Raw genomic sequence first — 12,834 nt, 5'->3', positions numbered from 1 at the left:
GATAGGAACCAAAGAATGACAGACGCTGTTATTGGCCCGGGCAAGGCCATTACGCTGCACTTCGCGATCACGCTGGAAGATGGTCAGGTGATCGACAGCAACTTCGACGCCGCGCCGGCACAGTTTACTTTCGGTGACGGCAACATCCCCGAGGGCTTCGAGCAGGCCATGCTGGGCCTGAAAGAGGGCGATCACGTCAAGCTGACCATCGCGCCCGAACGTGGCTTCGGCATGCACAACCCGAGCAACATTCAGGTGATGCCGCGCAGCCAGTTCAAGGACATGGATCTGGAGCCTGGTCTGGTGGTCTCCTTTCAGGAGCCGGGTGGCGAACTGCCGGGCGTGATAACCGACTTTAATGACGACAAGGTCACCGTGGATTTCAACCATCCGCTGGCCGGCAAGACGCTGATTTTCGAAGTCGAAGTGAAGGCGATCGAAGCGGCTTGACAGCTGAACACTCTTTGATCAGTCTCTGAGGTTCGCGGCTTAGGGAAAAGCCGTTAGCAAAACCTGAACCAAGAGGCTGATCATGGACGATCACCGTATATCCTTGGCGTTTGCCCAGCAGGGGCTCACGCTGATCGAGCTGCTGCTCGGTATCACTATTCTGGGCATCCTGGCGTCGCTGGGGCCGCCTTCGTTCACACACCTCCTGGCCAGCAGTCGCCTGAATGCCGTTGAGTCCGACCTGACCAGCCTGCTGGCATCGACCCGCTCGGCGGCGCTGACGCGAAATCGGCGCGTGACCCTGTGTCGATCCGAAAATGGCCTTCAGTGTGCCGGCAGTAGCCGTCAGGGTACCCGGCAGTGGACAGGAGCATTGATCTTCGTTGATCTGGATCAGAACAGCGTTGTGAGCAATGGCGAAACAGTGTTTTACGTTGCGAACTTTCATCCAGCTGCGACCATACTCTGGAATCGGGGTGATTCACTCGTATACCAGCCGGACGGTACCGCACTGGGCGGTTCCAACGGCACCTTCCGTATTCAGGTGCCCAACAGTGATCAGGAACAACTGGTCGTTGTGTCGCTGATCGGGCGCGTGCGCTCGGTGCGGGTCACCCTGGCACCATGATTTATCAACGGCTCCACAAGGGGTGGGGCCGGCTATCAAGACGTAATGAGGGAGCGTCGATCCATGTCCGATTTTCTGATTGTGGGTGCCGGCGTCATCGGCTTGATGACGGCACGTTTGCTGGCCCAGGCTGGGGCCCGAGTAAAACTGATTGAACGCGGCCAGAGTGCCCGCGAAGCCTCCTGGGCCGGCGGCGGCATCGTATCGCCGTTGTACCCCTGGCGCTATCAGGACGAAGTCACGGCGCTGGCGCTCTGGTCGCAGAGCAGCTATGTACACCTGTCCCAGGAGTTGCTGGCCGAAACCGGCTGCGATCCCGAGCTGCGTCAGAAAGGGATGCTGATGCTGCAGGTAGACCCGCGGGAAGAGCAGGTCGCGCTGGAGTGGGCCCGCCGTTTCCACCGTCCGCTGACCCGGGTTGAGGCTGACTTCATTTACCAGACCGAGCCGCATGTGGGGCCCGGCTTCGAATCGGCGATCTGGATGCCGGAAGTGGCCAGTATCCGCAACCCGCGTCTGGGACAGGCGTTGCGCAAGAGCGTACAGCAACATGCCAACATCACCCTGTGCGAAGACAGCGAAGTGATCGGCTTCACCACCTTCGGTGAACGGGTCAACGGCGTCAAAACCGCCCGTGGTGAACACAAGGCGGACGAAGTGATCCTGGCGGGCGGCGCCTGGAGCGGCCAGCTGCTGGCGCAACTGGGACTGGAGCTGCCGGTTGAGCCGGTGCGTGGCCAGATGATGGTGTTCAAGGCGGTACCGGGCGTGGTCGACCGCGTGGTGATGCTGGAAGGCCGTTATGTCATTCCGCGCAACGATGGCCGGGTGCTGGTCGGCAGTACGCTGGAGCATGTCGGTTTCGACAAGTCCACCACCGAAGACGCCAGCCGCGCGCTGTTCGATACCGCCACCCGCATCGTGCCGGAGCTGGCCGATTACGAGGTCGAGCACCACTGGGCCGGGTTGCGTCCGGGATCTCCGGATGGTGTCCCCTTCATCGGTGCCGTGCCGGGCTGGAAAGGCCTGCACCTGAATACCGGCCACTACCGTAACGGCCTGGTGCTGGCGCCGGCCTCGACGCAATTGCTGGCCGATCTGCTGCTGGAGCGTTCACCCGTGATCGATCCTGATGCATACTCTCCGGCTGGACGTTTAAAAGTACGCTGACATTAGCGGGAGATCGATGAGTACACCTTTACGGGTCCTGATGGCCCAGCTGAATCTGCGCGTCGGGGATATCCCCGGCAATACCAGTCGCGTTATAGAAACCGCACTCAAGGCACGGGATGAGCACCAGGCTGATCTCGTGCTCTTCCCCGAGCTGGCCTTGAGCGGCTATCCGCCGGAAGACCTGTTGCTGCGCCCCAGTCTGGAGCTGCGTATCAACGAGGCACTGGAGCGGATCAAGTCCGAAGTCAGTGGCATCACGCTGGTGCTGGGCTACCCCCGCTATGTCGAGGGCGCGCTCTATAACATGGCGGGCGTGATCCGTGACGGTGAACTGATCTGCGAATACGCCAAGCAGTGCCTGCCCAACTACCAGGTGTTCGACGAGCAGCGCTACTTCGTGGCCGGCACTCAGCCTGGTGTGTTCGAGCATCAGGGCGTACGCATCGGTCTGAGCATCTGCGAGGATATCTGGCACAGCGCCCCGACCGAGCAGCTGGCCGAGGCCGGGGTGGATCTGGTACTGAGCCTCAACGCCTCGCCGTACCACATGGGCAAGGAGCTCCAGCGTGCCGAGGTCGTGGCCCAGCGGGCACGCCAGGTCAGTGCACCGGTGGTCTACCTGAACCAGACCGGTGGCCAGGACGAGCTGATCTTCGACGGCAACTCGCTGCTGATCTCCGCCGAGGGTGAGACCCTGTTCCGCGGCGCTCACTGCGAGGAAGCGCTGTACACCGCGAGCTTCGATCCCGCGACGGGTACGCTGACACCTGAACAGGCATCGGTCCCGGCACAGGCGCTGGAAGCGAATGTCTATCAGGCGCTGGTGATGGGCGTGCGCGACTACGTCAACAAGAACGGCTTCCCCGGTGTGGTGCTGGGCCTGTCCGGCGGCATCGACTCGGCACTTAGTGTCGCCGTGGCGGTGGATGCCCTCGGGGCCGACCGCGTTGAGGCGGTGATGATGCCCTTCCGCTGGACCTCGTCGATGAGTGTCGAGGATGCCGAGGCCGAGGCCAAGGCGCTGGGCATTAAATACGATGTCATCTCTATCGAGCCGCTGTATGACAGCTTCATGCAGCAGCTGCAGGGGCAACTGGCCGGCTACGCCCCGGATACCACCGAGGAGAACCTGCAGGCGCGCTGTCGCGGCGTGCTGCTGATGGCGATCTCCAACAAGAAGGGCTATCTGGTACTGACCACCGGCAACAAGAGCGAGATGGCGGTGGGCTATTCAACGCTGTACGGCGACATGGCCGGCGGTTTTGATGTGCTCAAGGATATTCCCAAGACGCTGGTGTACCAGCTGTCGCGCTACCGCAATACGCTGTCACCGGTGATTCCGCAGCGGGTCATCGACCGTCCGCCGTCAGCAGAACTGGCACCGGATCAGACCGACCAGGACAACCTGCCGGACTACGATGTGCTGGACCGTATTCTGGAACTCTATGTCGAGCGTGACTACTCCGCCCAGGCGATCATCGACGAGGGCTTCGAGCCTGCGGATGTGAACCGGGTGATCCGTCTGGTCGATATCAACGAGTACAAGCGCCGTCAGGCGCCGGTAGGGCCCAGAGTGACCGAGCGCGGTTTCGGCCGTGACCGTCGCTATCCGATTACTTCAGGCTGGAAGGCCGGGATTTGACAGGCTGCTGAAAAGCTACCTGCCTTGCTCTCGCTGCCTCGATAACGCCTTTCAACAACCTGTTTGTTTACTCGACCCAACGCAAAAGGGCCAGCAGATGCTGGCCCTTTTCGTATGCGGAGTGTGCCGTTTACTTGGCGGCTTCGTCCTCGTCGTCGAAGACGCCGAAGGTCATGCGACTGAACAGGGAACGCTCGTCCTTGTCAGCCTCGGCATCGGCACGTTCCTGCGCTTCGGAGCGCAGACGCTCGGCTGGTGGAATCGGGCGCGCCGGTTCAGCCGGCTCATCACCACCGACCAGGCCGAAGGTGGCGGTCTGCAGCAGGGTGGCGCGGGCCTTCTTGAACGGACGAATTTCATATTCCGGGTAGTTCAGGCGCAGCACTTCCAGCGAGTTGTTGGCCAGGTCATGCATGCCCAGTTCGGTGTAGGCTTCGGCCATGATCGCCAGCGCATCGGGCACGGCCGGGGTTTCCTGCAGGTTCTCGACCACGTAACGGCCACGGTTGGCGGCGGCGACCCAGGCTTCACGCTTCATGTAGTAGGCAGCAACGTGAACCTCGTGCGCCGCCAGGCGGTTTTTCAGGTACTGCATGCGCTTCTGTGCATCCGGGGCGTACTCGCTGTCCGGGTAGCGGTTGAGCAGGGTCGAGAAGCTTTCGAAAGACTCCAGAGCGGCACCGGGATCACGCTGGCTGACGTCGATCGGCAGGTACTTCTCGAAGAAGGAACGGTCTTCCTCGAACGCGGTCAGGCCTTTCAGGTAGTAGGCGTAGTCCACGTTGTCATGGTTCGGGTGCAGACGCACGAAACGGTCAGCTGCGGCGCGGGCCGAGTCCGGCTCGTAGTTGCGGAAATAGGCGTAGATCAGTTCCAGCTGGGCCTGTTCGGAGAAGCGTCCGAACGGGTAGCGCGCCTCCAGCAGCTGCAGCTTTTCGATCGCCAGGGCGTAGTTGTCCGCCTCCAGCGCGCTCAGCGCTTCATCATAGAGCTGTTGTTCGGGTACATCCGGGGCCACTTCCTTTTCGCCGCCGAACCAGGAGCAGGCGGAAAGCAGGCTGAAAAGCACCACTGTGGCGAAGACTTTCAAGGGTCGCATGTTTGATCATTCCTGATACTGGAGCCGGACTCGGCGTGACTGGCCGTATTCAGTTATACTGGCCGGTAATTTCCGGTCTATTTAAACATAACCGGAGCCCATGCCCAAACCTCCGCCGACGAAGAATCATACAGATGTCAGAACAGCTAGAACTCGATGTACAGGTACCGGCCGAGATGTTCGGTATGCGCCTGGATCAGGCCGCCGCACAGCTCTTTCCGGACTACTCTCGCTCCCGCATTCAGGGCTGGATCAAGGACGGCAACCTCAAGGTCGACGGAGAGGTCAAGCGTCCGCGTGACAAGCTCAACGGCGGTGAATTGATCGAGGTACGCACCGAGCTGGCGCGGATCGAGAACCATGAAGGCGAAGCGATTCCGCTCGACATCATCTACGAAGATGACGACATCCTGGTGATCAACAAGCCGGCGGGGCTGGTAGTGCATCCGGCGGCAGGTCATGACAGCGGTACGCTGATGAATGCCTTGCTGCACCACTGCCCCGATATCGCCCAGGTGCCCCGTGCCGGCATCGTGCACCGCCTGGACAAGGACACCACCGGCCTGATGGTGGTCGCCAAGACCATCGCGGCGCAAACCGAGATCGTGTCCCAGCTGCAGGAGCGCAGCATGGGGCGTGAGTATGAGGCGGTGGTCAACGGCGTGATGACCGGCGGCGGTTGCGTCGACGAGCCCATGGGGCGTCATGCCAAGAACCGACAGAAGATGGCGGTGGTCGGTCTGGGTAAGGAGGCGGTAACGCATTACCGGGTACTGGAGAAGTTCCGCGCCCACACCCATATCCGGCTGAAGCTGGAAACCGGCCGTACCCACCAGATCCGTGTCCACATGGCGCATATCAATTACCCGCTGGTGGGCGATCCGCTTTACGGTGGCCGCTTCCGCCTGCCCAAGGGCTGCAGCCCGGCGATGCAGAAGACGCTGCGCAACTTCCGCCGTCAGGCGTTGCACGCCAAGAAACTGGAACTCTGGCACCCGACCACCGGTGAGCTGGTCTCCTGGGAGGTGGATCTGCCCGAGGACATGCAGCAGCTGCTGGCGGTGCTCAAGCGTGACGCCCAGGAATATGACTACGAGCTATGAAGCTGATCCTGCCTGAGCAGCCGCTCGCCTCCGGCGTGCAGGCACTGACCACCACTCGTTATGGCGGCGTCAGCGTCGCGCCCTGGGACAGCCTCAACCTCGGCGACCATGTCGATGACGATCCTGCGGCCGTGGCCGAGAACCGCCGGCGTCTGCAGGCGGCGCTGAATATCGGCCAGCCGCAGTGGCTGTCACAGGTGCACGGTGTTCAGGTGGTCGAAGCTCAGCCCGATGGTGTGGTACGCGAGGCCGACGCCTGCTGGACGCGGACTCCCGGTGTGGTCTGCACGGTGATGACGGCCGACTGCCTGCCGGTGCTCTTTGCCGCGGCCGATGGCCGTTGTGTTGCAGCGGCCCATGCCGGCTGGCGCGGACTGCTCAATGGTGTGCTGGAAGCCACGCTGGAGGTGTTCGAGCAACCGTCACAGGTGAATGCCTGGCTGGGGCCGGCGATCGGTCCTGCGGCGTTTGAAGTGGGGCCGGAAGTACGCGCGGCCTTTCTGGCCGTGGATGCCGCTGCTGAACTGGCGTTCAAACCCTCGCCTTGGCATGAAGGGCGCTGGTTGGCGGATCTTTATGCCCTGGCCCGTCGGCGACTGCAGGCGGCGGGAGTGTGCACTATCCGGGGAGGCGATTACTGCACCCATGACGAGCATGAACGCTTCTTCTCCTACCGTCGCGACGGTCAGACCGGCCGCATGGCCAGCCTGATCTGGATCGACTGATACTCTGCTTTGCGGTTCCTTAGCAGCGCCCCTTCTTAGCCTGTCCGGGCGGACAGAAGGTTGCGTTGTTGTGGCGATCACCGCGATAGTAGTGGTCGTCCTCCCGATAGCGTCGGTATTCACGATCATCGTGTCGGCGCTCGTCACGGTGGTCCCGGGTATTGACGGCAGTGCCCACTGCCGCGCCGATACCGGAACCGATCACGGCACCATCACGTCCCCCCAGCTCGGCCCCCACGGCTCCACCCACGGCGCCGCCGATAGCACCACCGATGGCGGAATCCAGGGTCAGGTCTTTGGCCATGGACACGGCAGGCAGCAGGGTCAGTACGGCGATGGCGATAGTCGTCTTGTTCATCAGTGTTCCTTTCAACATGATTCTGTCCGGGGACAGTTCTGTTCGCGTGAAATAATTGCCCCCGCCTGAGGCGGGGGCAGGGCGTTGCAACGGGTCAGTGGGTTAGGGAGCGTCAGTGATGCCAGTGGCCATCACGGCGGCGATGGTCATGCCGCCGGTCCCATCCCCGCTCCCGGTGCTTGTATTTGCGCTTGTGATCGCGGTAGCGATGATCATGGTGCTTCACCGGGTGAGAGTGGCGCTCGATCACAACATAGCGATGCCGTTCCAGTGGGCGGTAGGTTCTGTAGCCGCCATGATAATCCCGGTGCCTGTATGTGTAGTGTCGGTCCCGGTAGTGCCTGTCTCGGTGGTGTCTATCCCGGTCACGGTAGTCCCGGGTACGGATCGCCGTGCCGACCGCCGCGCCGATACTGGCACCGGCTACGGCACCATCACGCCCCCCCAGTTCTGCCCCCAGGGCGCCGCCAATCGCGCCCCCGAGGGCGCCTCCGATGGCGGCATCAGCGCTCAGGTCTCGCGCCATCGCCGTTGCCGGCAACAACAGGGCCATCAAGACCGTCAGGATGAATTTGTTCATAGGACTCTCCTCGTGCTATGCGGTCGGTCGTCCCAATCCGGCCGCTGTTGTGCCTTTATATAAGACACCAGAGCAACTGAATCGGATCTTAAACGGCGGGCCTGATTCGGGAGATCGAAGGTAAAGTTATGTAAAGCCGGGAGAGGACTGGCGCGGGCAGGGCACCCATCAGGCACCCAGCAGGCAGCCGACAGGAAGGCGGCCCCGGGGGCGAGATGCGGGCATAAAAAAGGGGCTGCCCGCGATGAAAGAGCAGCCCCTTGTCGTTACAGGTTAGTGATCAGGCGCCGATGATGCCGCCATCCTCACGCTGTACCACCATGATGGTGGAACGCGGCTTGGCGTTGCCGCCTGCCGGGAAGTGCGACGGGGCCAGGTCTTCGCCCGGGTGCTGCACGCCGATGAACACGGTGCGGTGATCCGGCGAGAAGGTCAGGCCGGTGATCTCGCAGGCGATCGGGCCGGTAGCAAAGCGGCGGATCTCGCCGGTCTGCGGATCGGCGCAGAGCATCTGGTTGTTGCCCATGCCGGCAAACTCGCCCTTGTTGGAGTATTTGCCGTCGGTCTGGATCCACAGGCGGCCGGTGTCGTCGAAACCGATGCCGTCCGGGCTGTTGAACATGTTGTCGGCGGTGATGTTGTCGCTGCCGGCGTAGAGGCCTTCAGCCACGGCCGGGTTGCCGGCGATGGCGAACAGGTCCCAGTCGAAACGGTTGGCCGTGTGATCGCCGTTATGCGGCCACCAGCGCAGGATCTGGCCGTAGTTGTTCTTGGCGCGCGGGTTGGGGCCACCCACCGGCTGGCCTTCCTTGCCACGGTTCTTGTTGTTGGTCAGGGTGCAGAACACCGTCTTGTTGTTCGGGTGCACCGCAACCCATTCCGGGCGGTCCATGGTGGTGGCGCCTACCTGGGTGGCCGCTTCACGGGCGAAGATCAGCACTTCCGCCTGGTCGGCAAAGCCGTTCTCGGCGGTCAGGCCGTTCTTGCCGTGAGTCAGCTCGATCCACTCGCCCTGGCCCTTGATCTCGCCATCATTGGCGGAGAAGCGCGCCACGTACAGCGTGCCTTCTTCCAGCAGCTCACGGTTGGCCTGCTGGTTGTCGGCGTTGTATTTGCCTTTGGAGACGAACTTGTACAGGTGCTCGCCACGCTCGTCATCGCCGAGGTAAACCACCACATGACCGGACGGGTCGATGGTCAGGGCGGCGTTCTCGTGCTTGAAGCGGCCCAGTGCGGTGCGCTTCTTCGGTGTCGCGGTCGGGTCCATCGGATCGATTTCGACCACCCAGCCGAAACGGTGCGGTTCGTTCGGGTGCTTGCTCAGGTCGAAACGCTCGTCGTGACGGTACCACTGGTAGCCACGGTTGCCGGACTTGAGGCCATAGCGCTTCTCGCGGGCGGGCAGTTCCACATCCATCTCGTCTTCCGGCGAGGCGAAGTACTTGTGGAAGTTCTCTTCGCAGGTCAGGTAGGTGCCCCAGGGGGTCTGGCCGTTGGCGCAGTTGTTGAACGTGCCCAGAGCGCGGGTGCCGGTAGCGTCATGCGCGGTCTTCATCAGCGCGTGGCCGGCGACCGGGCCGGTCAGCTCCATCGGCGTGTAGGCAGTGATGCGGCGGTTGTAGTCGGAATCGCGGTTCACTTCCCATTCGCCCCTGGCGTTGCGACGGATCTCGAAGATGGACACGCCGTGTGCCGCCTGGGACTTTTGCACCTCATCGGCGGTCAGCGGCTGCTTGCCCTGATGCGCGAACAGGTACTCGTAGTTGGTGTATTCGTTGTTCACCGCCAGCAGGGCACGGTCTTCCGCCAGCGGGAAGAAGCTCATGCCGTCGGTGTTGTCACCGAACTGGCCGGCCTGGGCTGCCGCATTCTGGGTGCCGGACTCGTCAAAGGCCGGGGCACCCTTGAGGATGGGATCACCCCAGGAGATCAGCGGCTTGGCCACATAGCCTTCGGGTACCACGAAGCTGTCGGCGGTGCTGGCCGGTACAGCCTTGAAGCCGATCAGTTTGCTGGCTTCGGTGCGAGTCGCGGCCGCGACGGCCTGAGCCAGCGGGCTGGCGGCCAGGAAGAGGCCCATGGCCGCTGCGCCGCCACGCAGAAAGTTGCGGCGGCTGACACCCTTGGCGGTCAGGCGGTCGAAATCGGTCTGTTCCAGTTCCGGATGATCTTCGGGGTCAAAGCGGTCGTGCTGATTCATGTCACTCTTCCTGTGTTGGGTTACTGCTCGATCAGGCCGATGTTGTACCGCTGTGCTATTACAGGAATAAGTCGGGTGTGTTTCTGTATAAGGAATAACTAATTTAAATGCACCCGGCTCTTGAAGCTGCGGCAATTGGTCCCTATCTATGTAGGTAACAGAAACGCCGAAATGTCTGACTGTGAGTGTCGGACCCCGGCTCAGAGAGATCCACAGGAGACCTCATGCGACCCGACAAATTCACCTCACGACTTCAGGAAGCCCTGTCCGACGCCCAGTCGCTGGCGATCGGCAAGGACCACAACATGATGGAACCGATCCACCTGCTGGCCGCATTCCTGCAGCAGCAAAACGGATCGGTGGCGCCCCTGCTGCGCCAGGCCGGTGCCGACCGCATGACGCTGACCGCCAAGGTCGGTGAAGCGCTGGATCGCCTGCCGGTAGTGAGCAGCCCGGACGGCGAGATCCGACTGTCGCAGAACATGGCCCGCCTGTTCAACCTGACCGACAAGCTGGCGCAGCAGCGCGGCGACCAGTACATCGCCAGTGAACTGATGCTGCTGGCGATGCTGGACGATAAGAGCGATGCCGGCAAGGTACTGAAAGACTGTGGCGTGAATCGCCAGGCGCTTGAAAGCGCGATCAACAACATGCGCGGAGGCGAAAACGTGAGCGACCCCAATGCGGAAGAGACCCGCCAGGCGCTGGACAAGTACTGCATCAACCTGACCGAACGCGCCGAGTCCGGCAAGCTGGACCCGGTTATCGGCCGTGACGACGAGATCCGTCGCACCATCCAGGTACTGCAGCGCCGCACCAAGAACAACCCGGTGCTGATCGGTGAGCCCGGTGTGGGCAAGACCGCCATCGTCGAAGGGCTGGCGCAGCGCATCGTCAACGGTGAAGTACCTGAGGGGCTCAAGCGCAAGCAGGTGCTGTCACTGGACATGGGCGCGCTGATCGCCGGCGCCAAGTTTCGCGGCGAGTTCGAGGAGCGCCTGAAAGCCGTGCTGAACGAACTGGCCAAGCAAGAAGGGCAGATCATCCTGTTCATCGACGAGCTGCACACCATGGTCGGCGCCGGCAAGGGCGAGGGCGCCATGGATGCGGGCAACATGCTCAAGCCGGCGCTGGCGCGCGGTGAGCTGCACTGCGTTGGTGCCACCACGCTGGACGAGTACCGCCAGTACGTGGAGAAGGACGCTGCCCTGGAGCGCCGCTTCCAGAAGGTGATCGTCGATGAGCCCTCCGAGGAAGATACCATCGCCATTCTGCGTGGCCTCAAGGAGCGCTACGAGATTCACCACAGTGTGGATATCACCGACTCCGCCATCATCGCTGCGGCCAAGCTGAGCCAGCGTTACATTACCGACCGCCAGCTGCCGGACAAGGCGATCGATCTGATCGACGAAGCCGCCTCCCGTATCCGCATGGAGATGGACTCCAAGCCGGAAGAGATGGATCGTCTCGACCGTCGCCTGATCCAGCTGAAGATGGAGCGCGAAGCGCTGAAGAAGGAGAAGGACGAAGCCTCGCGCAAGCGTCTGGAGGAGCTGGAGCACAACATCGCCAACCTGGAGAAGGAATACGCCGACTTCGAAGAGGTGTGGAAAGCCGAGAAGGCCAGCCTGCAGGGCTCGCAGCAGATCAAGGAACAGCTCGACCAGGCCCGTGTCGAGATGGAACAGGCGCGCCGCGCCGGTGATCTGGCCAAGATGTCCGAGCTGCAGTACGGCAAGATTCCCGAGCTGGAAAAACAGCTGCAGGCCGCCGACAGCAGCGAGCAGCAGGCCGAAGAGCACAAGCTGCTGCGCAACAAGGTGACCGAAGAAGAAGTGGCCGAAGTGGTTGCCCGCTGGACCGGCATCCCGGTCAGCAAGATGCTGGAAGGTGAGCGCGAAAAGCTGCTGCGCATGGAAGATGCTCTGCATCAGCGCGTGGTCGGCCAGGCCGAAGCCGTGGTCGCCGTGTCCAATGCCGTGCGTCGCTCCCGTGCCGGCCTGTCGGACCCCAACCGCCCCAATGGTTCCTTCCTGTTCCTCGGCCCGACCGGTGTCGGCAAGACCGAACTGTGCAAGGCGCTGGCCAGCTTCCTGTTCGATACCGAGGACGCCATGGTGCGCATCGACATGTCCGAGTTTATGGAGAAGCACTCCGTCGCCCGCTTGATCGGTGCGCCTCCGGGCTACGTCGGTTACGAAGAGGGCGGCTACCTGACCGAAGCGGTGCGTCGCAAGCCCTATTCGGTGCTGCTGCTGGACGAGGTGGAGAAGGCGCACCCGGATGTGTTCAACATCCTGTTGCAGGTGCTGGAAGACGGTCGTCTGACCGATGGCCAGGGCCGCACCGTGGACTTCCGCAACACCATCGTGGTGATGACCTCCAACCTGGGCTCTGACCTGATCCAGAACTACAGCGATGACGATGACTACAACCTGATGAAACAGGCGGTGATGGAAGCAGTAGGTACTCACTTCCGTCCCGAGGTGATCAACCGTATCGACGAGGTGGTGGTGTTCCACAGCCTGCGCAAGGATCAGGTGGCCGGCATCGCCGAGATCCAGCTGGATCGTCTGCGTCGTCGACTGGCCGAGCGCGAGCTGAGCATCAAGCTGACCAGCACCGCCATGGACAAGCTGGTGGAAGTGGGCTTCGAACCGATCTACGGCGCGCGTCCGCTGAAGCGGGCGATTCAGCAGTGGATCGAGAACCCGCTGGCGCAGCGCTTGCTGGCTGGCGAGTACGAGCCGGGTCGAGAGATCGTGGTGGATGTGGAGGCCGGGGAGTTTACCTTCAGGTAATCTCAGGCCTCCTGATTCATGTTGAGAACACAAGCCCGCTGAGCGATCAGTGGGCTTTTTTCATGTTCAAGCGGT

General features: G+C 62.2%; 11 protein-coding genes. 7 read left to right on the top strand and 4 right to left on the bottom strand.

Annotated features, from left to right (window positions below; genetic code table 11):
* Positions 1 to 15 precede the first annotated feature (15 nt).
* From ABD013_RS14915 to ABD013_RS14900, 4 genes are all read left to right on the top strand, one after another.
* A complete protein-coding gene (locus tag ABD013_RS14915; RefSeq protein ID WP_343807628.1) occupies positions 16 to 450 on the top strand; it encodes an FKBP-type peptidyl-prolyl cis-trans isomerase in 435 nt (144 codons plus the stop codon).
* An 82-nt stretch (positions 451 to 532) separates the two neighbouring features.
* On the top strand, positions 533 to 1,078 hold the full coding sequence (locus ABD013_RS14910) for a GspH/FimT family pseudopilin (RefSeq protein ID WP_343807625.1): 546 nt from the start codon (positions 533 to 535) through the stop codon (positions 1,076 to 1,078).
* 63 nt (positions 1,079 to 1,141) lie between these two features.
* Entirely contained in the window at positions 1,142 to 2,248 is a 1,107-nt protein-coding gene (gene thiO / locus ABD013_RS14905; protein ID WP_343807622.1) for a glycine oxidase ThiO, read from the top strand.
* Positions 2,249 to 2,264: 16 nt separating this feature from the next.
* Positions 2,265 to 3,893: an NAD+ synthase gene (locus ABD013_RS14900; protein ID WP_343807619.1), complete on the top strand. Its 1,629-nt coding sequence runs from the start codon at positions 2,265 to 2,267 to the stop codon at positions 3,891 to 3,893.
* A 130-nt stretch (positions 3,894 to 4,023) separates the two neighbouring features.
* On the opposite strand, the gene ABD013_RS14895 is transcribed toward ABD013_RS14900, so the two are convergent.
* Positions 4,024 to 4,992, bottom strand: a complete 969-nt coding sequence (locus ABD013_RS14895; RefSeq protein WP_343807617.1) for an outer membrane protein assembly factor BamD — start codon at positions 4,990 to 4,992, stop codon at positions 4,024 to 4,026.
* Positions 4,993 to 5,126: 134 nt separating this feature from the next.
* On the opposite strand from ABD013_RS14895, the gene rluD reads away from it, so the two are divergent.
* The gene (rluD, locus tag ABD013_RS14890) at positions 5,127 to 6,095 is read left to right on the top strand and encodes a 23S rRNA pseudouridine(1911/1915/1917) synthase RluD (RefSeq protein ID WP_343807615.1); all 969 of its coding nucleotides are present in this window, start codon (positions 5,127 to 5,129) and stop codon (positions 6,093 to 6,095) included.
* Positions 6,092 to 6,820 (top strand): peptidoglycan editing factor PgeF, encoded by a 729-nt coding sequence (pgeF, locus tag ABD013_RS14885; protein ID WP_343807613.1) that lies wholly within the window; start codon positions 6,092 to 6,094, stop codon positions 6,818 to 6,820. The genes rluD and pgeF overlap by 4 nt, the downstream gene beginning before the upstream one ends.
* Positions 6,821 to 6,839: 19 nt before the next feature.
* Here the strand turns inward: pgeF and ABD013_RS14880 are convergent, their stop codons facing one another.
* The 3 genes from ABD013_RS14880 to ABD013_RS14870 all read right to left on the bottom strand — a co-directional run bounded on the left by ABD013_RS14880 (position 6,840) and on the right by ABD013_RS14870 (position 9,958).
* A complete protein-coding gene (locus ABD013_RS14880) occupies positions 6,840 to 7,196 on the bottom strand; it encodes a glycine zipper domain-containing protein (RefSeq protein ID WP_343807611.1) in 357 nt (118 codons plus the stop codon).
* Positions 7,197 to 7,290: 94 nt separating this feature from the next.
* Positions 7,291 to 7,758 carry a hypothetical protein gene (locus tag ABD013_RS14875; protein WP_343807608.1) on the bottom strand — a complete coding sequence of 156 codons (468 nt, stop codon included), beginning with the start codon at positions 7,756 to 7,758 and terminating at the stop codon, positions 7,291 to 7,293.
* A 280-nt stretch (positions 7,759 to 8,038) separates the two neighbouring features.
* Entirely contained in the window at positions 8,039 to 9,958 is a 1,920-nt protein-coding gene (locus ABD013_RS14870; protein ID WP_343807605.1) for a PhoX family protein, read from the bottom strand.
* A 224-nt stretch (positions 9,959 to 10,182) separates the two neighbouring features.
* On the opposite strand from ABD013_RS14870, the gene clpB reads away from it, so the two are divergent.
* On the top strand, positions 10,183 to 12,759 hold the full coding sequence (gene clpB, locus ABD013_RS14865; RefSeq protein ID WP_343807602.1) for an ATP-dependent chaperone ClpB: 2,577 nt from the start codon (positions 10,183 to 10,185) through the stop codon (positions 12,757 to 12,759).
* Positions 12,760 to 12,834: the final 75 nt, after the last annotated feature.

It is taken from the genome of Marinobacterium maritimum (genome assembly GCF_039523155.1).
GTDB classification, from domain to species: Bacteria; Pseudomonadota; Gammaproteobacteria; order Pseudomonadales; family Balneatricaceae; genus Marinobacterium; species Marinobacterium maritimum.
The sequence above is the reverse complement of the archived record's forward strand: the minus strand, read 5'-3'. Positions and strand labels throughout refer to the sequence as shown.

What these genes read in the sequence shown, in the direction of transcription:
- ABD013_RS14915 (WP_343807628.1), top strand. Translation starts at nt 16, where the DNA reads ATGACAGACGCTGTTATTGGCCCGGGCAAGGCCATTACGCTGCACTTC.
- ABD013_RS14910 (WP_343807625.1), top strand. Translation starts at nt 533, where the DNA reads ATGGACGATCACCGTATATCCTTGGCGTTTGCCCAGCAGGGGCTCACG.
- thiO (WP_343807622.1), top strand. Translation starts at nt 1,142, where the DNA reads ATGTCCGATTTTCTGATTGTGGGTGCCGGCGTCATCGGCTTGATGACG.
- ABD013_RS14900 (WP_343807619.1), top strand. Translation starts at nt 2,265, where the DNA reads ATGAGTACACCTTTACGGGTCCTGATGGCCCAGCTGAATCTGCGCGTC.
- ABD013_RS14895 (WP_343807617.1), bottom strand. Translation starts at nt 4,992, where the DNA reads ATGCGACCCTTGAAAGTCTTCGCCACAGTGGTGCTTTTCAGCCTGCTT.
- rluD (WP_343807615.1), top strand. Translation starts at nt 5,127, where the DNA reads ATGTCAGAACAGCTAGAACTCGATGTACAGGTACCGGCCGAGATGTTC.
- pgeF (WP_343807613.1), top strand. Translation starts at nt 6,092, where the DNA reads ATGAAGCTGATCCTGCCTGAGCAGCCGCTCGCCTCCGGCGTGCAGGCA.
- ABD013_RS14880 (WP_343807611.1), bottom strand. Translation starts at nt 7,196, where the DNA reads ATGTTGAAAGGAACACTGATGAACAAGACGACTATCGCCATCGCCGTA.
- ABD013_RS14875 (WP_343807608.1), bottom strand. Translation starts at nt 7,758, where the DNA reads ATGAACAAATTCATCCTGACGGTCTTGATGGCCCTGTTGTTGCCGGCA.
- ABD013_RS14870 (WP_343807605.1), bottom strand. Translation starts at nt 9,958, where the DNA reads ATGAATCAGCACGACCGCTTTGACCCCGAAGATCATCCGGAACTGGAA.
- clpB (WP_343807602.1), top strand. Translation starts at nt 10,183, where the DNA reads ATGCGACCCGACAAATTCACCTCACGACTTCAGGAAGCCCTGTCCGAC.